This is a genomic window from Achromobacter sp. T5-5, assembly GCF_055397965.1.
In genome coordinates, this window is record NZ_AP027919.1 from 5,469,656 (window position 1) to 5,492,240 (window position 22,585).

Consider the following 22,585-nt stretch of genomic DNA (forward strand, 5'->3'; position numbering starts at 1 on the left):
TGATCAGACCAGCTTGCCGTGGCACTGCTTGTACTTCTTGCCGCTGCCGCACGGGCACGGGTCGTTGCGGCCGACCTTGGGCACGGCATTGCGCACGGGTTGGGCGCCCGTTTCCTGCGCGTCGGACGCCAGCGCCTCGTCGTAGTCGGAGTGGTGGTACTGCACGTTCTGCACATGCGGTTGCGCCGCTTCGGCCTCGGCCTGCTCGACCTGCTCGGACGACTGCACGCGCACCGTCATCAGCACGCGCACCACGTCGTCGCGGACCCGTTCCAGCATGCCCGAGAACAGTTCGAAGGCTTCGCGCTTGTATTCCTGCTTGGGATTCTTCTGCGCATAGCCGCGCAGATGGATGCCCTGGCGCAGGTAATCCAGCGCCGACAGGTGCTCGCGCCAATGCGTGTCGATCGCCTGCAGCATGATCGAACGCTCGAACTGCGACCACGATTCCTCGCCCACCTGGTCCACCTTGGCCTGGTAGGCGTCGCGGGCCGCGGCCACCACGCGCTCGCGCAGTTCCTCGTCGTTCAGGTTGGGTTCCTTTTCCAGCATCTCGGTCAACGGCAGATGCAGGTGCCAGTCGGCTTCCAGCGCCTTTTGCAGCGCGGGGATGTCCCATTGCTCTTCGACCGATTCCGGCGGCACATAGGTATTGAACAGCTCCGTCACGGCCGCATCGCGCAGGTTGTGCACGGTGGCGCCGACGCTGGCGGCTTCCAGCACGTCATTGCGCTGCGAGTACAGCACCTTGCGCTGGTCGTTGGCGACGTCGTCGTACTCCAGCAATTGCTTGCGGATGTCGAAGTTGCGGCCTTCCACCTTGCGCTGCGCGGTCTCGATCGAACGCGTGACCATGCCGGCCTCGATGGGCTCGCCCTCGGGCAGCTTCAAGCGCTCCATGATGGCGCGCACGCGGTCGCCCGCGAAAATGCGCATCAGCGAGTCTTCCAGCGACAGGTAGAAGCGGGACGAGCCCGGATCGCCCTGGCGGCCGGCGCGGCCGCGAAGCTGGTTGTCGATGCGGCGCGATTCGTGGCGCTCGGTGCCGATGATGCGCAGGCCGCCTGCGGCCTTGACCTGCTCGTTCAGCGGCTTCCAGTCGGCGCGGACCTTATCGATGCGCGCGGTCTTTTCAGCTTCGGACAGCGATTCGTCGGCGCGGATCAGGTCGACCTGCTTGTCGACGCTGCCGCCCAGCACGATGTCGGTGCCGCGGCCGGCCATGTTGGTGGCGATGGTGATGTGGCCGGGCTTGCCGGCTTCGGCCACGATCTCGGCTTCGCGGGCGTGCTGCTTGGCGTTCAGGACCTCGTGCGGCAGCTTGGCCTTTTTCAGCAGGCCCGACAGCAGCTCGGAGTTTTCGATGCTGGTGGTGCCGACCAGCACGGGCTGGCCGCGCTCGTGGCAATCGCGGATGTCTTCCAGGATGGCGTTGTACTTTTCGCCGTCGGTCTTGAAGACCTGGTCGTTCTGGTCCTTGCGGACCATGGGCTTGTTGGTCGGGATGATGACCGTTTCAAGCCCGTAGATTTCCTGGAATTCGTACGCTTCCGTGTCCGCCGTACCGGTCATGCCGGACAGCTTTTCGTACATGCGGAAGTAGTTCTGGAAGGTGATCGAGGCCAGCGTCTGGTTTTCGTGCTGGATCTTCACGCCTTCCTTGGCCTCGACGGCCTGGTGCAGGCCATCGGACCAGCGGCGGCCCACCATGAGGCGGCCCGTGAATTCGTCCACGATGACCACTTCGCCGTCCTGCACGACGTACTGCTGGTCGCGGAAGAACAGGGTGTTGGCGCGCAGGGCCACCATCAGGTGGTGCATCAGCGCGATATGGCGGGGATCGTACAGCGACTCGCCTTCGGGCAGGATGCCCAGGCGGGCGAGGATGCCCTCGGCGTTCTCGTGGCCGGCTTCCGACAGGTAGACCTGCTGGCTCTTTTCGTCGACCCAGTAGTCGCCTTCGGGTTCGGGCTCCTGCGGCTTGGGCTCGCTGGCCATGCGCTTGAGCAACGGCGGCACCGCGTTCATGCGGACGTACAGCTCGGTGTGGTCTTCGGCCTGGCCGGAGATGATCAGCGGCGTGCGGGCCTCGTCGATCAGGATCGAGTCCACTTCGTCGACGATGGCATAGAACAGCGCGCGCTGGCGCCGGTCTTCAACACGGAATTCCATGTTGTCGCGCAGGTAATCGAAGCCGAATTCGTTATTGGTGCCGTACGTGATGTCGGCGGCGTACGCGGCTTTCTTTTCTTCGTTGGGCTGCTGCGGCACCACCACGCCGGTGGACAGGCCCAGGAAGCGGTACAGGCGACCCATCCATTCGGCGTCGCGGCGGGCCAGGTAGTCGTTCACCGTGACCACGTGCACACCCTTGCCGGCGATGGCGTTCAGGTAGACGGGCAGCGTGGCCATGAGCGTCTTGCCTTCGCCCGTGCGCATTTCGGCGATCTTGCCGTTATGCAGGGCGATGCCGCCCAGCATCTGCACGTCGAAGTGGCGCATGCCGAACACCCGCTTGCCGGCTTCGCGCACAACGGCGAAGGCTTCGGGCAGCAGGTCGTCCAGGGACGTGCCCTGGGCGTGGCGGGAACGGAATTCTTCGGTCTTGGCCGCCAGCTCCGCGTCGGAGAGCGCGGAGATCTTGGGTTCGAGCCCATTGATCTGGGTTACCAGCTTGCGATACTGCTTAAGCAGCCGATCGTTGCGGCTACCTATGAGTTTTTTGAGCAGAGAAACCATGCGTATGTCGGCCGCACGAGCCACGCCGCACCCGAAAACGCTTGGGCAGCGTCACCCGTGACTTGATGTTATTGGTTGAGCGGGGGTCCGCTGGGAAACGAACCAGTTTAACGCACCTGGAGCGTAATAGCCTGGACCTATGACCAGGGTAGCACTGTTGGCCGGTTTGACCGGCCAACGCGGCCAGGGTTCACGGCGCGGCGGCCTGGGCCACGGCGGGCGGCGCGTGTTGATGCTGCGGCCCGAGGAAGAGACGCGGATCCAGCGGCTGGCCGGCAAGGCGCACCTCGAAATGCAGATGCGGGCCGGTGGACCGGCCGGAGCTCCCGACGCGGGCCACCTGCTGGCCGCGCTCGACCAGGTCGCCTTGCTTGACGAGCAGCGAGGAAGCATGGGCATAGCGGGTGATGAGGCCGTCGCCATGGTCGATTTCGACCATGTTGCCAAACCCGGGCTGCCACTTCGCCTCCAGGACCACGCCGCCGGAAGCGGCCACGATGGGCGTGCCCGACGGGGCGGCGAAATCCAGGCCCTCGTGCATGGCCGAGCGGCCCGTCACGGGATTGCGGCGCCAGCCATAGGACGACGACAGATAGGGATAATCGGTGATCGGCATGGCGGTCGGCATGCGCGCCTGATCCGCCGAACGTTTGGTCAGGGCCGCATCCAGCAGCTTCAGGTTGTCGGTCTGCTGCGACAGCCTCGCCTGGATCTCGTCGAGCTGGCGGCCGAGGGCTTCGGCGGACGCGGCGCTGGGCGGCGGATGATCGGTGAAAAGGTCGTCCATCACCTGCGTGGCCTCGGGATGGGCCGGCGCCTCGGCCTGGGCCGACGCCAGTTGCTGGGCCAGTTCCGGATCGGTGTAGGCCACGCCCGCCACCTTGGCCACACGCTGGCCCAGGCCGTCGATGCTGACCAGCTTGGCCTGCAGCGACCCCACCTTGGCGGCCAGCAGATTCATGTTTTCACGCAGGAAATCGGCGTCGCGTCCGGGCTGCTCCGACAGCGGCCAGCCCATGGTGTGCACGGCGGGCAGGATGGGAGTGATGTATCGTTGAAGCGCCGCGCCGAAAATGGCGGCGGTAATCAGGGCGCCCCCCAGAAACAACGCCAGACGCGCGCCTCCCAGGGTGAAATGCCCGTCCTGGCCGTCGCGGGCGTGCATAATCACGATTTTCAAGGTTTGCTTCCTAAGTCTTTTAAAGCCGGCATGAATAGACCCACTTCATACCGCCAACGTTCCGGTTCCAGCCGGCGAGTGGAAAATACCGCCCTGGGATGGCTGGGTCATGACATGCGGGGCGCCGGCGTATTGGCGACTGCCCGCAAGCATCTGCAAATTCAGTATGCGGTGGCGGCGGTGTTGCCCGCCCCGCTGGGTGCTGTGTGCCAGGTCGGCAAGCTGGAAAACCAATGCCTGCACCTGGTGGTGCCCACCGCCGCGCACGCGGCCAAAATGCGTCAATTGGCGCCGCGCGTCGCGCGGTCGCTGGCGGACCAAGGCTGGAACCTTAACGAAATTGCCATCAAGGTACAAGCGGGTTTGCCCAAACCTGGCGCCCGTCAGCCGCGCCCTCCCAAAGAGGCGCAACCCCTGGGCGACAAGGCCCTGGGCGCGTTCGAAACGCTGCATGACACGTTGCGGCCCGGCCCGCTGGCCGATGCCGTGGCCAAGCTCTTGAGGCACCACAAGCGTAGCTGAGGCACCCGGCTTTGTCAGGCAAGTCGCCTGGGTCGGAAACGTAGCGAAACCAACTTTTCAGACCAATGGCCATCGGATGGCCTACCGGTTTGCGACGATTGCACTAGCGGATGGCAACCTTCGCCATCCTTGGGCAGGAACCCGCGCAGGGTTCGGGGTCAGGCCCCGTGCGCAGGTTCGTCCAAGAAGCCTGCCTCCGGGGGAAAGCCGCCCGTCAGGCCAGCTTCCATTCGTGGCGAAACGCCTGGGGCGCTTCGGCCTGCGATTCGTAGGTGACGATTTCCCAGGCATCGCGCTGCTCCAGCAGCGCGCGGGCAAGCTGGTTGTTCAGGCCGTGGCCCGACTTGCACGCCACATAGCGTGCGACCAGCGGCTTGCCAAGCAGATACAGGTCGCCGATGGCGTCCAGGATCTTGTGCTTCACGAATTCGTCGTCGTAACGCAGCCCGTCGCTGTTCAGCACACGGTACTCGTCCATGACGATGGCGTTGTCCAGGCTGCCGCCGCGGGCCAGGCCCATCGACCGCAAGGCCTCGACCTCATTGACGAAACCGAAGGTGCGCGCCCGCGCGATCTCGCGCACGTACGAGTGCGTCGCGAAATCGATTTCTGCAAAATTGGCCGTCGAGTCGATGGCGGGATGGCGGAAGTCGATCGAGAAGGCCAACGCGTACCCTTCGTGGGGTTCGAGGCGGGCCCATTTCTCGTTGCGTCCTTCGCCTTCACGCACTTCCACCGGCTTCAGAACCCGGATGAACTGTTTGGGCGCGTTCTGCTCGACGATGCCGGCCGAGCGCAACAAATAAACAAAGGTCGCCGCGCTGCCGTCCATGATGGGGACTTCTTCGGCAGTGAGGTCGACGTGCAGGTTGTCGATGCCCAGGCCGGCCAGCGCCGACATGAGATGCTCCACCGTCGACACGCGCACATTGCCTTGCTGCAGCACGGACGCCATGCGCGTATCGCCCACGCCAGTGGCCTGGGCGGGCAGGTCCACGACCTGCGGCAAATCCACGCGGTGAAAGACGATGCCCGTGTTTGGCTGTGCCGGGCGCAGGGTGAGCTCCACCCGCCGTCCTGAGTGGACGCCGACGCCTGTCGTGCGGACGAGATTCTGGATGCTGCGCTGTCGGAACATGGGACTTGGGAATTTGAATCAGGAAGCCGGCAAGATGACGAGCAGATTGCCGGCGTAACCGATGTATTGTAACGCTGTCCGATCCATGTCGCCATCTGGCTGGCGTACGGATCGACCTATACCTCCGTCCCTTTTTTAACGTGCAAGGGAAACACGGACCGCTCTGCCTCCGGCTCGCCCGTGGGGACAGGCGAGCCGGAGATGAGGGAGTGCAGTTAGAGCCGGAGACCGGCTCTAGGTTCAGTCCGCCTGCTTGCGCAGGAACGCCGGGATGTCGAAGTGATCCATGCCCGAGCTTTCCAGCGCACGCACCTGGGCCGACGCCTGGCTGCGCGGATTGCGCATGACCGACGGCATGTCCAGGTTGCGATAGTCACCGCCTTGACCGGCCGGCATCGTGCCCATGGGCATGTTGTCGGTGCCGGTGCGCAGCATTTCAGCGGTGTTCTGCACCAGTTGCGGACGGGCTTGCGCGCGGCCCAGGCCGGTTGCAACCACCGTGACGCGCAGGTTTTCGCCCATGGACTCGTCGTAGGCGGTGCCGAAGATCACGGTCGCGTCGTCCGAAGCGTAGCTGCGGATCGTTTCCATGATTTCGCGCGTTTCGCGCATCTTCAGCGAGCGGCTGGCGGTGATGTTGACCAGCACGCCGCGCGCGCCGTTCAGATCCACGCCTTCCAGCAGCGGGCAGGCAATGGCGTGCTCGGCGGCCACGCGAGCGCGGTCCGCGCCCGACGCCGACGCCGTGCCCATCATGGCCTGGCCCTGCTCGCCCATGATCGTCTTCACGTCTTCGAAGTCGACGTTGACGTTGCCTTCGACGTTGATGATTTCGGCGATACCCGCGCAGGCGTTGTGCAGGATGTCGTCGGCGGAACGGAAGCAGTCTTCCTGCGTCGCGTCCTCGTCCATCAGTTCATAGAGGTTCTCGTTGAGCACCACGATGAGCGAATGCACGTGCTTGGCCAGTTCGGCAATGCCGTCTTCGGCCATCTTCAGGCGCTTGTTGCCTTCAAACGAAAAAGGCTTGGTGACCACGCCCACGGTCAGGATGCCCAGTTCCTTCGCCACTTCGGCCACGACCGGACCAGCACCGGTGCCGGTGCCGCCGCCCATGCCCGCCGTGATGAAGACCATGTGCGCGCCGTTCAGCGCGGCACGGATCTCCTCGCGCGCGGTTTCCGCCGACGCGCGTCCCTGCTCGGGCTTGGCGCCCGCGCCCAGGCCGGTGCGGCCCAGACGGATCTGCACCGGCGCATTGGTAGCCGCCAGCGCTTGCGCATCGGTGTTGGCGCAGATGAAATCCACGCCGTGCACGCCGCTGCGAATCATGTGCGCGACGGCATTGCCGCCCGCACCGCCCACACCAACGACCTTGATTACGGTCCCTTTGGTGTTGTTCTCAAGCATCTCAAAGTTCATCATGATGACTCCCTCACAAGTCCGATTTTGCAAATCACAAAAATTCCCCGACAACCTATATTTTGTGAATCGCCTCAAAGCCGACGCCGACTACATAGGCCCGCCACGGGTTTGAGACGCCTCCTCTTTCTGGCGCTCCCCGCAAGACTGCCGCGGTTCGCGCCAAGGAGCAGGCCCCAACCTGCACCCTTTAATTCATGAACCACTCCTTCATGCGCGCAAGCAGGCTCTTGAAATTGCCCGTCTGCGCGGCCACCTTGCGACCCCGCACACGCTGCATGCGCGCCTCCTGCAGCAGCCCCATCACCGTCGAGAAGCGCGGATTGCGCATCACGTCGGCAAGGCTGCCTTCGTACTCGGGCACCGCCACGCGAACCGGCTTGAGGAACACGTCCTCGGCCAGTTCGATCATGCCGGGCAATTGCGCCGAACCGCCCGTCAAGACCACGCCGGAAGCCAGCAGGTCTTCGTAGCCGGAATCGCGCACCACCTGCTGCACCAGCGTGAACAGTTCTTCCACGCGCGGCTCGATCACCGCGCCCAGCGCCTGGCGCTTGACCTGGCGCGGGCCGCGGTCGCCCAGGCCGGGCACTTCCACGGACTCGTCCGGGCTGGCCAGCACCTGCTTGGCGACGCCGTAGCGCAGCTTGATTTCTTCGGCATCGGGCGTGGGCGTGCGCAGCATCGCCGCGATGTCGTTGGTGATCTGGTCGCCGGCGATGGGCAGCACGGCGGTGTGGCGGATCGCGCCGCCGGTGAAGATGGCCACGTCGGTGGTGCCGCCGCCGATGTCCACCAGCACGACGCCCAGTTCCTTCTCGTCGGCCGTCAGCACGGCCAGGCTGGAGGCGAGCGGCTGCAGGATCAGGTCCTGCACTTCCAGGCCGCAGCGGCGCACGCACTTGACGATGTTCTGGGCGGCGCTGACCGCGCCCGTCACGATGTGCACGCGCACTTCGAGGCGCAGGCCGCTCATGCCGATGGGCTCGCGGATGTCTTCCTGGCCGTCGACGATGAACTCCTGGGTCAGCACGTGCAATACCTGCTGGTCGGTCGGGATGTTCACCGCCTTGGCGGTTTCGATGACGCGGGCGACGTCGGTGGCGGTGACTTCCTTGTCCTTCACGGCGACCATGCCGCTGGAATTGAAGCTGCGGATATGGCTGCCGGCGATGCCGGTGTAGACGTCGCGAATCTTGCAATCTGCCATCAGCTCGGCTTCTTCAAGCGCGCGCTGGATGGAATTCACAGTGGTCTCGATATTGACGACCACGCCCTTGCGCATGCCGCGCGATTCGTGCTGGCCCAGGCCTAGCACCTCGAAGCGGCCTTCAGGCAGGATTTCAGCCACCACAGCCACCACCTTGCTGGTGCCGATATCGAGGGCGACGATAAGGTCCTTGATGTCACGGGTCATGGCGTTAGCGTTTCTTGGGAGGTTTCGGTGTGGATTTGGATTTGGTTTCCGACGCGGGCAACGGGGCCAGCGCCAGGGCGAAACCATTGGGATAGCGCAAGTCGGCCTGCGTGATGGTGCGCCCTTCCAGGCGCCCCGCCACGGCGGGCCACGCCTGCACAAAGCGTTGAATGCGAGCCGCGAACGGCAAGGCGCCGGGCAGGCCGTGCGGATCCGGCGCGTCCGCGCCCGGATCGCGCCCCAGGTCCAGCAGCATGCCGTTCGACAGCACGACGCGCCAGGCGTAGCGCGGGCTCAGTTCCAACCGCTCCACATGCATGTCCAGCGGCGCGAACCAGCGCGCCAGCTCGGCGTAGCGCTGCACGACGAGCGCCTCCGTGCCCTCGGGCCCGGAGAACTGCGGCAGCACCGTATCGTCGTCCACCTCGCCCGTGTTGGCCGTGAACGCCTCGCCCCAGGTGTTGATCATCTGGTTCTCGTTCCACAGCGCCAGGGGCTGCTGTTCCTCGATGCGCACGCGCAGCACATTGGGCCAGATCCGCCGCACGGTGGCATGCCGGACCCAGGGCACCGATTCGAAGATCTCGCGCGCCTCGTCCAGGTCCACCGTGAAGAAGTTGCCCTTGACGCGGCCCGCGATCGCCGAGCGCACGGCGCCCGTCGACACGTAGTGCAGCTCGGTGTCCGGCATCGATTCCAGCTCGATCGCCGCCAAGGTGAAGTACGGACGCTGCGCCACCCACACCACGCCCGCGACGAGCATGGCGCAGACCGCCAGCACGGCAAGCGTGTTGGCGATCAGGTTGGTAGTGCGAGCGTCGTTCCACACGGATTATCCAGGTCAAGCGTTGCGGGCGGGGCTGTGCACCTTGCACGAAGCCTCGGACAGGATGGCCACGCACAAATCGGCATAGCTGATCCCGACGGCCTTGGCCGCCATGGGGACCAGGGAATGGCCGGTCATGCCGGGCGACGTATTCATTTCGAGCAGCCAGGGCCGGTTGTCGCGGTCGAGGATGAAGTCCGCGCGCCCCCAGCCTTCGCAGCCCAGCGCCTGATAGGCCTTTACGGCAATCCGCGCGACGTCTTCAGCCACGTCCGCCGGCAGCGCGGCCGGGCAGAAGTACTGCGTGTCGTCGGAGAAATACTTGTGTTCGTAGTCGTAGTTGCCGCCCGGCGCCGCGATCTCGATCACCGGCAGCGCGCGCGCGGCCTTACCGGAACCCAGGACGGCCACGGTCAGCTCGCGACCGGTGATGAACTGCTCGGCCAGGACTTCGCTGTCAAAGCGCGCCGCCGCGGCGTAGGCTTCCTTCATGTCGGAATAGCCCACGACCTTGGTGATGCCGACGGTCGAGCCCTCGTGCGGCGGCTTGATGATCAGCGGCAGTTGCAGGCGGTCGGGGACCAGGCGCAGCTCCGTATCAGCGTCGAGCACTTCGAAGTCGGGCGTGGGCAGGCCATGCTGCAGCCAGATGCGCTTGGTCATGGTCTTGTCCATGGCCAGGGCCGAAGCCATCGGGCCGCTTCCCGTATAGGGAATGCCCAGCAATTCCAGGGCGCCCTGGATCGTGCCGTCTTCGCCGTAGCGGCCGTGCAGCGCGATGAACACGCGTTCAAAGCCCTGCTGCGCCAGCTCGGCGAGGCTGCGTTCCCCGGTGTCGAACAGATGCGCGTCCACGCCGGCGCTGATCAGGGCCTCCTGAACGCCCTTGCCCGACATGAGCGAGACTTCGCGCTCGGCGGACCGGCCGCCGTACAACACCCCAACTTTGCCGAATTGCTTGCTCATGCCAGTTCTCCCACCTGGGCGGGGACCTTGCTGATCGAACCCGCTCCCATCACGATGACGACGTCGCCATCGCGCACGAAATCCACGATTGCCTGCGGCAGCTCCGCCACGTCTTCCACGAATACCGGCTCGACCTTGCCCGCCACGCGCAGCGCGCGGGACAGGGCGCGTCCGTCGGCCGCCACCAGCGGCGGTTCGCCCGCGGCGTAGACCTCGGTCAGCAGCACCGCGTCGGCAGAGCCCAGCACGCGCACGAAATCCTCGAAGCAATCACGCGTCCGCGTGTAGCGGTGCGGCTGGAAGGCCAGCACGATACGGCGATCCGGCCAGGCGCCGCGCGCGGCGGCCAGCGTGGCGGCCATTTCCACCGGGTGATGGCCGTAGTCGTCGATCACCGTGAAGGTGCCGCCCCCATGGCTGGCGGGCACGGCGAAATCGCCCGTCTGCGTGAAGCGGCGGCCCACGCCCTTGAACGACCCCAGCGCCTCGCAGATGGCGTCATCCGACACGCCCAGCTCGGTCGCCACGGCGATCGCGGCCAGCGCGTTGCGCACGTTGTGCAGCCCGGGCAGGTTCAACTCCACCTTCAGGGGCGGCAGCAGCGTGTCGCGGTGGGTGCGCTGCACGTTGAAACGCATGCGCGTGCCGTCGGCCTGCACCTCATAGGCGCGCACCTGGGCCTCTTCGTTCAGGCCGTAGGTGGTAATCGGACGCGACACGAACGGCATGATCTCGCGCACATTGGCGTCGTCCGAGCACAGCACGGCGCTGCCGTAGAAAGGCAGGCGCTGCGTGAATTCAATGAAGGCGCTCTTTAAGCGCGCCACGTCGTGCCCGTAGGTATCCATGTGATCGGCATCGATATTGGTCACGATGGCCATCACCGGCAGCAGGTTCAGGAAGGATGCGTCCGACTCGTCGGCCTCGACCACGATGTAGTCGCCCTGCCCCAGCCGCGCATTGGCGCCGGCCGAATTGAGCCGCCCGCCGATGACGAAGGTCGGATCCAGGTCGCCGGCCGCCAGCACGCTGGCCACCAGGCTGGTCGTCGTGGTCTTGCCGTGCGTGCCGGCGACGGCGATGCCGCGCTTCAGGCGCATCAGCTCGGCCAGCATGATGGCGCGCGGCACCACCGGGATGCGCGCCGCGCGCGCGGCGATCACTTCGGGATTGTCGCCCGCGACGGCGGTCGAGGTGACGATGGCGCTGGCGCCCGTGACGTTGCTGGCCGCGTGGCCGATGGCGATCTTCACGCCCAGGCCCGCCAGGCGGCGCGTCACGGCCGACTCGTTCAGGTCGGAGCCGCTGATGTCGTAGCCCAGGTTGAGCAGCACTTCGGCAATGCCGCTCATGCCCGAGCCGCCGATGCCTACGAAATGGATATGTTGAATTCTGTGTTTCATGATGAACGCCCCGCTGCTTGTTCACAGACGTCGGCGATATGGGCAGCCGCATCGGGACGCGCATGCTCGCGAGCCCGGACGGCGACACCCTGCAGTTCTTGTCGGGAGCGCTGGCCCAGCCAGTCCGCCAGCCACTCGGGCGTCATGGCGGTCTGCGGCTGCAGCCAGGCGGCCTGCGCGTCGCTCAGGAAGCGCGCGTTGGCGGTTTGATGGTCATCGATGGCGTGGGGGAATGGCACGAACAGCGCCGCAACCCCGGCGGCCGCCACTTCGGACACCGTCATGGCGCCGGCGCGGCAGATCAGCAGGTCGGCGTCGGCCATGGCGCCCGCCATGTCGTCGATGAAGGCGCGGCAGTCGGCCTGAACGCCAGCCTGGGCGTAGGCCTGCTGCAGCGCGGGCAGATGTTGTTCGCCAGCCTGATGCACGACCGTGGGCCGGGTTTCGAGCGGCATGCGGGCAAGCGCCTGCGGCACGGTGGTATTCAAGGCCTGCGCCCCCAGGCTGCCCCCCACTACCAGCACGCGCAGCGGGCCGGTGCGGCCGGCATAGCGCTCGGCCGGGTTGGGCAAGGCGCACAGGTCGGCGCGCACCGGGTTGCCCATGGCCTCGCCCTTGGGCAGCACGCCGGGGAACCCGCTCAGCACGCGCCGCGACATCTTGGCCAGGCACTTGTTGGCGGTGCCGGCGACGGCGTTCTGTTCGTGCACGACCAGCGGCGTGCCGCGCAGCGCGGCGATCACACCGCCCGGAAACGCCACGTAACCGCCCATGCCCAGCACCACGTCGGGACGCACGTCGGACAGGCGCGACCAGGCTTGCGCGAATGCGCGCAGCAGCAGGAAAGGCAGTTTCAGCAGGGCCGACGCCCCCTTGCCGCGCACGCCCTGAAAACGCAGCGGCACCAGCTCGATGCCGCGCGGCGGGACCAGCCGGCCTTCCATCTTTTCAGGGTTGCCCAGCCACAGCACGCGCCAGCCGCGCGCGCGCAGCACATCGGCCACGGCCAGCCCGGGCATGATGTGGCCGCCGGTGCCGCCGGCCATGATCAGGATGGTGCGCGAGGCGGTCATACCCGTCCTCCGCGCATCATGATGCGGTTTTCCACGTCGACCCGGATCAGCATCGCCAGCGCGCACAGGTTCATCACCACGCCCGAACCGCCGTAGCTCATCAGCGGCAGCGTCAGGCCCTTGGTGGGCAGCAGGCCGAGGCACACGCCCATGTTGATGAAGGACTGCACGCCGAACCACATCGCCACGCCGTGCGCGACCAGGCCGGCAAACGTGCGCTCCATGGCGATGGCCTGGCGTCCGATGTCGAAACCGCGGTAGACGATGATGGCAAAGAGCGTGATCACCAGCATCACGCCGGCGAATCCCAGTTCCTCGCCCACCACCGCCATCAGGAAGTCGGTGTGCGCTTCGGGCAGGTAATGCAGTTTTTCGACGCTGGCGCCCAGGCCCACGCCGAACCATTCGCCGCGACCCAGCGCGATCAACGAATGCGAAAGCTGATAGGCGCTGCCGTAGGCGTTGTCTTCGTTCCAGGGATCCAGGTACGCGAACAGGCGCGCGCGGCGCCAGGGCGACAGCCAGATCAGCATCAGGAAGGTGCCGACCAGCACGCCGAGCAGGCTGCTGAAGTACTTGCCGTTGATGCCGCCCAGGAACAGGATGCCGATCGCGATGGCCACGATCACCATGAACGCGCCCAGATCGGGTTCAAGCAGCAGCAGCATGCCCACGCCCGCCAGCGCAACGGCCATCGGCAGGAAGCCGCGGGCGAACGCCTGCATGTGTTCCTGCTTGCGCACGGTGTAGTCGGCCGCGTACAGCAGCGCGGCAAGCTTCATCAGTTCGGACGGCTGGAAATTCAGCGGACCCAGCGGAATCCAGCGATGCGCGCCGTTGACTTCGCGCCCGATGCCGGGAATCAGGACGGCGACCAGCAAGGTGATCGCCACCACGAAGAGCGGCACGGCAAGGCGCTGCCAGACCCGGATGGGAATCGACAGCACGACGGCGGCCCCGACCAGGCCCGCGCTCACGAAGAGACCGTGGCGGATCACGAAGTAATAGCGGCCATAGGACGCATAGCGCGGGCCGTCGGCCAGCGCGATCGACGCCGAATACACCATCAGCAGGCCGAGCAGCAGCAACGTCGACGCCGCGATGACGAGCGGCAGGTCGAAGTTGCGCATGCGGGTACGGCCGGGCCGTACGGCATTGACGCTGGCGGTGAGGTCGGCGATCAGGCTCATTGGGAGGCCTCGGCGCGACGCACGATGGCATTCACCTGGGGAGCGGCGCTGCGGTTCATGCCACCTCCCCACGATCGCGGGCCAGGTCTTCGACCTCTTCCACGAATACCTGCCCGCGATGCGGGTAGTTGCGGAACATGTCCAGGCTGGCGCAGGCCGGCGACAGCAGTACCGCATCGCCCGGCTGCGCCAGGTCGGCCGCGGCACGCACGGCGTCGCGCAGCGTTTCGACCGTCACGCACTGGACCCCGGTGGCGTGGAGCACGCGGCCGATCTCGGGGCCGTCGACGCCGATCAGCATCACGGCGCGCGCATGGCGCGAGACCACGGGGATCAGCGGCGAGAAGTCCTGCCCCTTGCCCTGGCCGCCCGCGATCAGCACGACGGGTTGCCCCAGGCCCTCCAGCGCGGCCACGGTGGCGCCCACGTTGGTGCCCTTGCTGTCATTGATGTAGTCGACGCCGCCGATCGTGCGCACGAACGCCGCGCGATGCGGTTCACCCGCGTACTCGCGCAACGCGCGCAGCATGGCGCCCCAGCCCAGATCCAGGCAGCGGGCCAGTTGCAGCGCCGCCAGCGCATTCAAGGCATTGTGGATGCCGCGGATGCGCAAGGCGTCCACGGGCATCAGGCGGCTCATCCGGCCCTTGGCGCGCACCGGCTCGGGCGCATCCTTCTTGCGCCGCGTGGGCGGCGCGGGCTCGTCGAAATCGTTTGGTTCGCAAGACGCCAGCCAGGCGACGCCCTGTCCCAGATCCAGGCCCATGTCGCCCACCAGCTCCGGCACGTCGCGACCGAAACTGCGCACGGTCATGGCATTGAGCGACGGCACCATATCGACGGTGAGCGGGTCGTCACGATTCACGATCGCGACGCGCGCCATCTTCAAGAGACGCGCCTTGGCCTGCGCGTAGGCCTGCATGCCGCCGTGCCAGTCCAGATGGTCCTGGGTCACGTTCAACACGACGGCCGCATCGGCCATCAGCGTGCGCGTGGTTTCCAACTGGAAGCTGGACAGCTCCAGCACCCACACCTGCGGCAGCGATTCCGTGTCCAGCGCGTCCATCAGCGCGGACAGCGCCGCGGGGCTGATGTTGCCGGCCGCAAGCACCGTCAGGCCGCTGGCTTCGACGAGCTGACGAGTCAACGCGGTGACCGTGGTCTTGCCGTTGGTGCCCGTCACGGCGAGCAGGCGCGGGCGGTATTCGCGCGTCGCGGCCAGATCCGCCAACGCACGCGCGAACAGTTCGATCTCGCCGACGACTTCGATGCCGCGGGCCTCGGCCTCGCGCAGCACGTCGGCGGCGGGCGCCTGCGTGGGCGCCAATCCGGGACTGAGCACGACCTGCGTCACACCGTCCAGCAGGTCGGTCGCGAAGGAGTCCTCGCAACCCAGGCGGTATTCCACGTCGCTTTGCGCCAGAGCGTCGCGCAGCGCGGCAAGTCCTCCCGGTTCGGCGCGCGTGTCGGCCACGCGCAAGCGGGCGCCTTGGCGGGCGCACCAGCGTGCGGCGGCGACACCCGTCTCACCCAATCCGAGGATCAGGACGAGCGGCGCGTCAGCGCGGGAGGTTTCCATCATCGTCATCGCAACTTCAAGGTAGAGAGGCCAATCAGCACCAGCATCATGCTGATGATCCAGAAACGCACGACGACCTGGGTTTCCTTCCAGCCACCGACTTCAAAGTGATGATGCAACGGCGCCATGCGGAAAATGCGTCGACCTGTTCCATAACGTCGCTTCGTGTACTTGAACCAGGTCACCTGGATCATCACCGAAAGGGTTTCGACGACGAACACGCCGCCCATGATGAACAGCACGATCTCCTGGCGCACGATGACCGCGATCGTGCCCAACGCGCCGCCCAACGCCAGCGCGCCGACGTCGCCCATGAATACCTGCGCCGGATACGCGTTGAACCATAAAAATGCGAGCCCCGCGCCGCCGATGGCCGCGCACAGCACCATCAATTCCGATGCGCCGGGGATGTACGGAAACAGCAGATATTTCGAATAGTCCACGCGCCCGACCACGTAGGCGAAAATGCCCAGCGCGCTGCCGACCATCACGGTAGGCATGATGGCCAGGCCGTCCAGGCCGTCGGTGAGGTTCACCGCGTTGCTGGTGCCCACGATCACCGCCCAAGTCAGCGCCACGAAACCGAGCACGCCGAGCGGATAGCTCACTGTCTTGAAGAACGGCACGATCAGGTCGGCGCGCGTCGGCAACGCCATCGTGAAGCCGCTGCCCACCCATGCCTTGAACAGGGGCCACAGTTCGGTATTGGCGGGCGCGGACACCGCGAACGCCAGGTACACGGCCGCCACGATGCCGATCGTGGCTTGCCAGAAGAACTTCTGCCGCGCGGGCATGCCTTCGGGATCGCGATAGACGACCTTGCGGTAGTCGTCCCGCCAGCCGATCCAGCCGAAGCCGAAGGTGACAAGCAGCACGACCCACACGAAGCGGTTCGTCCAGTCCGCCCACAGCAGGGTGCTGATGCCGATGGAAATCAGGATCAGCACGCCGCCCATGGTCGGCGTGCCGGTCTTGACCAGGTGCGTTTCGGGGCCATAGCTGCGCACGGCCTGGCCGATCTTCATTTCCGTCAGTTTGCGGATGACGCGCGGCCCCGCCAGCAGGCCGATCACCAGCGCCGTCGCGCATGCCAGGACGGCGCGCAAGGTGATGTATTCGAACACGCCCAGGGCGCGCACATCGTCGGAAAGCAGCCGGGCGATCTCAAGCAGCATGCTGCTCTCCTTGCCCCGAGGCCGTCGTACCGTCATTCGAAGAAAAAGCCGTCACTACCCGCTCCATGCGCATAAAGCGCGATCCTTTTACCAATACGCAGGACGGGCGCAGGCCGCGCAAGGCGGCAACGACTTCGTCTACCGATGCGCAGGCGCGCGCGCCAGGGCCGAATGCGGCGGCGGCCGCCCGGCTGGCTTCGCCTAGCGTGATGAATGCGTCGAGCCCATGCTCGCGCGCGTAATGTCCCACCTCGGCATGCATGGCGGGGCCGTTGTCCCCGATTTCGCCCATGTCGCCCAGCACCAGGACGCGCTTGCCGGCCATGCGCGCAAGCACGTCGATGGCCGCGCGAACCGAGTCGGGGTTGGCATTGTAGGTGTCATCGATGAGCAACGTTCCGTCACCCATTCGCTTGTGCTGCATGCGGCCCGCCACCGGGCTGAATCCGGCCAGCGCGCGCACCGCGGTTTCCAGCGGCGCACCCGCGGCGATCGCACTGGCGATGGCGGCCAGCGCGTTGCGCAGGTTGTGCAGTCCGGGCACCGGCAGCATCAGGTCCGCGACGCCGACGGGCGTCACGACGCGGCAGCGCGTCGCATCCACTTCCGCAATGATCTGTTCCGCATAGACGTCCAGGCCCGGCTGCAGCCCGAAACGCAGCACGCGGCGCGGTGCGGCCAGCGCGTCCCAGATGTCCGAGTAGGGTTCGTCGCCCGGATACACCGCGACGCCGTCTGCCGGCAGCGCGGCAATCGCCGCGCCGTTCTCGCGCGCGACCGCTTCGACGGTGTGCATGAATTCCTGGTGCTCGCGCTGCGCGTTGGTGACCAGCGCCACGGTGGGCGCCGCGATGGCGGCCAACTGCGCGATCTCGCCAGGATGGTTCATGCCCAACTCGAACACGGCGGCGCGGTGCTCGGCGCGCAGGCGCAGCAAGGTCAGCGGCACGCCGATGTCGTTGTTCAGGTTGCCGGCGGTGGCCAGGCGTCCCGCCTCGCCCTGCCATTGGGCGAGCATGGCGGAAATCATTTCCTTGGTGGTCGTCTTGCCGTTGCTGCCGGTCACCGCCACCACGGGCAGCGAAAAGCGCGCGCGCCAGGCGGCGCCGATGCGCGTCAGCGCAACCCGCGTGTCGCCCAGGACGAGCTGCGGCATTCCGGCATCGGGCACGCGATGCGCGACGACGGCGGCGCAGGCGCCGCGCGAAGCGGCCTGGTCCAGGTATTCGTGCGCGTCGAAGTTCTCGCCCACCAGCGCGACGAACAGCTCTCCCTCGCCGATGCGGCGCGTGTCGGTGGACACGCCCGGCACCTGCGGCAGCAGCAGCGCCAGGCGCGCCCATTCGCGATCGTCGAAAGGCAGCTTTTCGCCGCCGATATCCTGATAGGTCTCGTGACCCTTGCCGGCCAGCAGCACCACGTCTTCCGGGCCAGCCGCCCAGATCGTCTGCATGATGGCGCGGGCGCGGTCGACTTCGACGTCCGCACGCGCCGCTTCGGGAATGCCCGTCAGAATCTGCTGGACGATGGCCTCGGCCGACTCGGTGCGCGGATTGTCGCTGGACACCACCACGTGGTCGGCCAGCTCCGCGGCAATGGCGCCCATGACCGGGCGCTTGCCCGGATCGCGCTCGCCGCCGCAGCCGAACAGGCACACCAGGCGGCCGGAGCGCGCCGTGGCGACCGCCCGCAGCGCCAGCAACGCACGGGACAGCGCGTCCGGCGTGTGGGCGTAATCCACCACCACCAGCGGCCCGCGTATCGCATGGGACGGCGAGTTCACGGCCGGCTCCACGGTCTGCAGGCGGCCGTCGACGGGGTCGGTCGCGGCAAGCTCGCGGGCAATCTGCGCAAACGGCAGGCCCAGCTTGTACAGCACGCCCGCCACCAGCAGCAGGTTCGATACATTGTGCGCGCCCAGCAGGCGCGTCACGATCTGGGCTTCGCCGTGCGGCGACACCAGCGTAAAGATCTGGCCCTGCGACGTCGCCTGCAGATCGCGCGCGCGCATCGCGGCGGGAATGGCGGGATCTTCGCTCAGGCTGTAGCCCATCGGCGATACGCCGTCCGGCAGGCTTGCCAGCATCCGCCGTCCCGCCTCGTCGTCGGCATTGATCACCGCGGCGGTCAGGCCGGGCCAGCGGAAGAGACGCGCCTTGGCTTCTTCGTAGCGCTCCATCGTGACGTGGTAGTCCAGATGGTCGCGCGTGAGGTTCGTAAAGGCGGCCAGCGCCACGCGCACGCCGTCCATGCGGCCCTGCTCGATGCCGATGGACGACGCTTCCATCGCCACGGCCTTCGCGCCGGCGTCGCGCATCGCGGCCAGCGTACGATGCACGGTCAGCACATCGGGGGTCGTCAGGTCGCCGCCCAGCGTCTGCCCGTCGGGCAGCACGGCGCCCAGCGTGCCGATGGTGCCGCAAGCCTTGTCGTTGCGGCTCAGCGCGTGGGCAATCCACTGCACCGAGGACGTCTTGCCGTTGGTGCCGGTCACGGCCACTACCGCCAGCGCGGCCGACGGGCGGCCGTACCAGGTATCGCCCAGTTCGCCCAGCAGCGACCGCAATCCGGTCACGGGCAGCAAGGCCGCATCGCTCGCCCCCGCCGCCATCGCATCAGTGGCGGGCGCTTCGAACAGCACCGCGCTGGCGCCCAGCGCCAACGCCTTTTCTATATAGAGACGGCCGTCGCTCGACAGGCCCGGGCAGGCGACGAATACGTCGCCGGGCTCGATGTCGCGCGAATCCAGCTTGAGATGCGCGGTCAGCGACACGCGCGAATGCAACCACGCCACGATTTCAGCAACCGTGGCGACAGGAGCAGAGAGGAAGCCTTTGGCGCTCATCTGCCTGGCTCCTTGATACCAGCAACAATCGTGGATTCGAACGGCGCGTCGGGCCGCACCCCCATCAGCCTCAGGCTCCCCCCCACGATATGGGAGAACACGGGTGCGGCGATCGCGCCGCCGTAGTAACCGCCGACCGTCGGCTCGTCGATGGACACGGCCACCACGATCTTGGGCTCCGACACCGGGGCGAAGCCCACGTACGAGCTCCGGTACCGCTGGGTGCTGTACTTGCCGTCCACGATCTTGCGCGCCGTGCCGCTCTTGCCGGCCACGCGGTAGCCCTGCACCTGCGCCGCCTTCGTGCCCTCGGGGCCTGCGGCGGCCTCCAACATGGCGCGCACCATCGCGGTGGTCTTGGGCGTGTAGATCTTGACGCTGGTCGGATCGCTGTCGCGCTTGACCAGCGTCAGCGACACCATGTCGCCATTACGGGCGAACACGGTGTAGGCGCGCGCCACCTGCAGCAGCGACACCGACAGGCCGTAGCCATAAGCCATGGTGGCCTTCTCGATCAGGCGCCAGCGCTCCCAGGGACGCAACCGGCCGGGCGCTGCGCCAGGAAATCCGATCTGCGGCGCCTGGCCAAGCCCGAGCTCGGTGAAGCGATCCCACATTTCGCGGGATTCCAGCTTCTCGGAGATCATGGTCATGCCGATATTGCTGGACTTGCGCAGCACGCCCGCCACGTCCAGCGTGCCGTTGCGGCTCACGTCGCTGATCGTGCTGCCCTGATAGTTGAAGCGGCCATTGCCCGTCTCGAACAGCGTCGACGTGGTGATGCGGCCAAGATCCAGCGCCAACGCCGCGGTGAACGGCTTCATGATGGAGCCGGGTTCGAACGTGTCCGTGATGGCCTGGTTGCGCAGGTTGGCGCCATGGAAGGTATCGCGGTTGTTCGGGTCGAAGGTCGGCACGTTGGCCAGCGCGAGGATCTCGCCCGTGTGCACGTCCACGACCACGGCAGTTGCGCCCTTGGCCTGGTGCTTATCAACGGCGTCCTTCAATTCCTTGAAAACCAGGTACTGCAGGCGGGTATCGATGGACAGGCGCAGGTCGCGGCCATCCACCGGCAAGGTCACGGCCTGCACGTCCTCGATGACGCGGCCCAGCCGGTCCTTGATGACGCGGCGGCTGCCGGGACGACCCGACAACTGCTGGTTGAACGTCAGTTCGACGCCTTCCTGGCCCTGGTCCTCGACGCTGTTGAAGCCCACCACGTGCGCCATCACGTCGCCGTCCGGATAGTAGCGGCGCGTCTCGGGCTGCTGGTGCACGCCAGGCAAGCCGAGCTGCTTGATCTTGTCGGCCACGTCCATCGAGACCTGGCGCTTCAGGTAGACGAAGTTCTTGTCCTCATCCACCAGGCGACGGCGCAGGTCGGCGGCCGGCGCGTCCAGCAGCTTGGCCAGCGCATCGACCTGCGAGGGCGTCGCCTGCTTCACGTCTTCGGGAATCGCCCAGATGGCGCGCGCCGGCACGCTCGAGGCCAGCACCGCGCCATTGCGGTCCAGGATCTTGCCGCGGGTGGCGGCCAGTGTCAGCGTGCGCTCATAGCGGCGTTCGCCCTGCTGCTGCAGGAACTCCGTCGACAGCCCCTGCAGGAACAGCGCGCGGCCGGCCAGCACGACGAATCCGCCGAACAGCAGGATCAGCACCAGGCGGGCGCGCCACGTGGGCAACTGTCCGCGCAGAACGGGATTGTCGAAGAAGGGCACGCGCTTCATTGCGCCCCTCCGGCGGCCGGCACGGGCGCCTGGTTCAGATAGAGCGTGCGATCCGGGACGATGGAGATCATCTTCAGTCCGTCACGCGCAATTGCATCGACCCGCGCATTGCGGGCCAGTTCAGCGCGCTCGAGCTGCAAGCGCCGCCAGTTGGTTTCCAGGTCGCGAGCGTGCGCCTGATCGCGGCCCAGCTCAACAAAGAGCTGGCGCGACTGATACCGGCTGGTGACCAGGGAAATGGCCGACAGCATCAGCAAAGCCGCAACGATCAGGTTGACGCGACCCATTACCGGCGCCCCCCCTTGCCACCGCGCCGCGGCGGGACGAGGTCGCTGCCGGGCAGCGAACCGGTCTTCACGAAAGCCAGGCCGCCTTCGGCTGGCAGCGGGGTTTCGGTGCGCTCGGCCGCACGCAGGATGGCCGAGCGGGCACGGGCGTTTGCCGAGACTTCAGCGTCTTCGGCAACGACCTTGCCCAGGGAACGCAGAACAGGCTGGGGCATTTCGCTTTCGCGCAGCGGCAGGCGTGCATGCGCGGCGGCCGGACGAGCCGCCGCCGCGATGCATTGCTTGACCATGCGGTCTTCGAGCGAATGAAAGCTGATCACCGCCAACCTCCCTCCCGGGGCAAGCAGGTCTAAAGCTGCCGCGAGGGTGCGCGCGAGCTCTTCGAGTTCCCGATTGATGTAAATCCGTAAAGCTTGAAAGGTGCGTGTGGCCGGATGTTGCCCCTTTTCGCGCGTGCGGACGGCGCTGGCGACGCACTCGGCAAGCTCGAGCGTGGTGCGCAGCGGCCTTGTTGCGCGGCGAGCAGCAATCGCCTTTGCAACCTGAAAAGCAAACCGTTCTTCGCCATAATCCGCTATGACCTCCCGCATCTCATCCACACTGGCTTGCGCCAGCCAATCCGCCACCGTGGGACCACGAGTGGTGTCCATCCGCATATCGAGCGGGCCGTCTCGCATGAACGAGAAGCCGCGCTCGGCATCGTCGATCTGAGGCGACGAAACGCCCAGATCCAGCATCACGCCATCGACCTTGTCGATGCCGCGCTGCTGCAATTCTTCCGCCATGGTGGCAAAGCCCCCATGCACGACCGTGACCCGCGGATCCTGCGCCGCCAACGCATCGGCGACCGCAATGGCCTGCGGGTCCTTGTCAAACACGATCAGCCGCGCCTGCTTTCCCAGGCGGCTGAGTAGCTCGCGACTGTGGCCGCCGCGACCGAAAGTGCCGTCCACAAAGACGCCGCTTTCGATACGCGTGGCCACATCCAGCCCATCCTGCGGCTGCGACCGCGCCGCGCCCTTGCCCCCGAAGCCGGGAAGCAAAAGCGCGTCCACCGTCGGCGCCAGAAGAACGGGCCGATGTTCGAATTCCATAA

General features: G+C 66.6%; 17 protein-coding genes. 1 reads left to right on the plus strand and 16 read right to left on the minus strand.

Translation table 11 applies throughout. The features are described 5' to 3' along the window. Nucleotides 1-3: 3 nt before the first annotated feature. A complete protein-coding gene (gene secA / locus ACZ50Q_RS24680) occupies nucleotides 4-2,739 on the minus strand; it encodes a preprotein translocase subunit SecA (RefSeq protein WP_092581280.1) in 2,736 nt (911 codons plus the stop codon). Nucleotides 2,740-2,929: 190 nt separating this feature from the next. Beyond that, nucleotides 2,930-3,904 carry a M23 family metallopeptidase gene (locus ACZ50Q_RS24685; protein ID WP_076518859.1) on the minus strand — a complete coding sequence of 325 codons (975 nt, stop codon included), beginning with the start codon at nucleotides 3,902-3,904 and terminating at the stop codon, nucleotides 2,930-2,932. A 129-nt stretch (nucleotides 3,905-4,033) separates the two neighbouring features. On the opposite strand from ACZ50Q_RS24685, the gene ACZ50Q_RS24690 reads away from it, so the two are divergent. Then, the gene (locus ACZ50Q_RS24690) at nucleotides 4,034-4,441 is read left to right on the plus strand and encodes a DciA family protein (RefSeq protein WP_083714249.1); all 408 of its coding nucleotides are present in this window, start codon (nucleotides 4,034-4,036) and stop codon (nucleotides 4,439-4,441) included. A 214-nt stretch (nucleotides 4,442-4,655) separates the two neighbouring features. Here ACZ50Q_RS24690 and lpxC read toward each other — a convergent pair whose 3' ends face one another. The 14 genes from lpxC to rsmH all read right to left on the minus strand — a co-directional run bounded on the left by lpxC (nucleotide 4,656) and on the right by rsmH (nucleotide 22,583). Continuing rightward, nucleotides 4,656-5,579 (minus strand): UDP-3-O-acyl-N-acetylglucosamine deacetylase, encoded by a 924-nt coding sequence (lpxC, locus tag ACZ50Q_RS24695; protein WP_056320776.1) that lies wholly within the window; start codon nucleotides 5,577-5,579, stop codon nucleotides 4,656-4,658. A gap of 240 nt (nucleotides 5,580-5,819) precedes the next feature. Beyond that, complete coding sequence (ftsZ, locus tag ACZ50Q_RS24700; RefSeq protein WP_076518858.1) at nucleotides 5,820-7,004, minus strand: cell division protein FtsZ; 1,185 nt, start codon at nucleotides 7,002-7,004, stop codon at nucleotides 5,820-5,822. Nucleotides 7,005-7,191: 187 nt separating this feature from the next. Beyond that, complete coding sequence (gene ftsA / locus ACZ50Q_RS24705) at nucleotides 7,192-8,418, minus strand: cell division protein FtsA (RefSeq protein WP_006217473.1); 1,227 nt, start codon at nucleotides 8,416-8,418, stop codon at nucleotides 7,192-7,194. 4 nt (nucleotides 8,419-8,422) lie between these two features. Beyond that, nucleotides 8,423-9,247: a cell division protein FtsQ/DivIB gene (locus tag ACZ50Q_RS24710; protein WP_092581282.1), complete on the minus strand. Its 825-nt coding sequence runs from the start codon at nucleotides 9,245-9,247 to the stop codon at nucleotides 8,423-8,425. A gap of 12 nt (nucleotides 9,248-9,259) precedes the next feature. Further along, the gene (locus tag ACZ50Q_RS24715; RefSeq protein ID WP_092581283.1) at nucleotides 9,260-10,210 is read right to left on the minus strand and encodes a D-alanine--D-alanine ligase; all 951 of its coding nucleotides are present in this window, start codon (nucleotides 10,208-10,210) and stop codon (nucleotides 9,260-9,262) included. Then, a complete protein-coding gene (gene murC, locus ACZ50Q_RS24720) occupies nucleotides 10,207-11,613 on the minus strand; it encodes a UDP-N-acetylmuramate--L-alanine ligase (protein WP_464079832.1) in 1,407 nt (468 codons plus the stop codon). The genes ACZ50Q_RS24715 and murC overlap by 4 nt, the downstream gene beginning before the upstream one ends. Then, the gene (murG, locus tag ACZ50Q_RS24725) at nucleotides 11,610-12,686 is read right to left on the minus strand and encodes an undecaprenyldiphospho-muramoylpentapeptide beta-N-acetylglucosaminyltransferase (protein WP_464079833.1); all 1,077 of its coding nucleotides are present in this window, start codon (nucleotides 12,684-12,686) and stop codon (nucleotides 11,610-11,612) included. Before murG ends, murC begins: the two co-directional genes overlap by 4 nt. After that, nucleotides 12,683-13,876, minus strand: a complete 1,194-nt coding sequence (ftsW, locus tag ACZ50Q_RS24730; protein ID WP_076518853.1) for a putative lipid II flippase FtsW — start codon at nucleotides 13,874-13,876, stop codon at nucleotides 12,683-12,685. Before ftsW ends, murG begins: the two co-directional genes overlap by 4 nt. Nucleotides 13,877-13,931: 55 nt before the next feature. Beyond that, a complete protein-coding gene (gene murD, locus ACZ50Q_RS24735; RefSeq protein ID WP_092581284.1) occupies nucleotides 13,932-15,464 on the minus strand; it encodes a UDP-N-acetylmuramoyl-L-alanine--D-glutamate ligase in 1,533 nt (510 codons plus the stop codon). Further along, nucleotides 15,461-16,630 (minus strand): phospho-N-acetylmuramoyl-pentapeptide-transferase, encoded by a 1,170-nt coding sequence (gene mraY, locus ACZ50Q_RS24740; RefSeq protein WP_076518851.1) that lies wholly within the window; start codon nucleotides 16,628-16,630, stop codon nucleotides 15,461-15,463. The genes murD and mraY overlap by 4 nt, the downstream gene beginning before the upstream one ends. Then, entirely contained in the window at nucleotides 16,620-19,475 is a 2,856-nt protein-coding gene (gene murF / locus ACZ50Q_RS24745; protein ID WP_464079834.1) for a bifunctional UDP-N-acetylmuramoyl-L-alanyl-D-glutamate--2,6-diaminopimelate ligase MurE/UDP-N-acetylmuramoyl-tripeptide--D-alanyl-D-alanine ligase MurF, read from the minus strand. The genes mraY and murF overlap by 11 nt, the downstream gene beginning before the upstream one ends. Then, nucleotides 19,472-21,202 carry a peptidoglycan D,D-transpeptidase FtsI family protein gene (locus ACZ50Q_RS24750; RefSeq protein WP_464079835.1) on the minus strand — a complete coding sequence of 577 codons (1,731 nt, stop codon included), beginning with the start codon at nucleotides 21,200-21,202 and terminating at the stop codon, nucleotides 19,472-19,474. Before ACZ50Q_RS24750 ends, murF begins: the two co-directional genes overlap by 4 nt. Continuing rightward, entirely contained in the window at nucleotides 21,199-21,489 is a 291-nt protein-coding gene (gene ftsL, locus ACZ50Q_RS24755) for a cell division protein FtsL (RefSeq protein WP_076518848.1), read from the minus strand. Before ftsL ends, ACZ50Q_RS24750 begins: the two co-directional genes overlap by 4 nt. Further along, entirely contained in the window at nucleotides 21,489-22,583 is a 1,095-nt protein-coding gene (gene rsmH, locus ACZ50Q_RS24760) for a 16S rRNA (cytosine(1402)-N(4))-methyltransferase RsmH (protein ID WP_092581287.1), read from the minus strand. Before rsmH ends, ftsL begins: the two co-directional genes overlap by 1 nt. Nucleotides 22,584-22,585 lie beyond the last annotated feature (2 nt).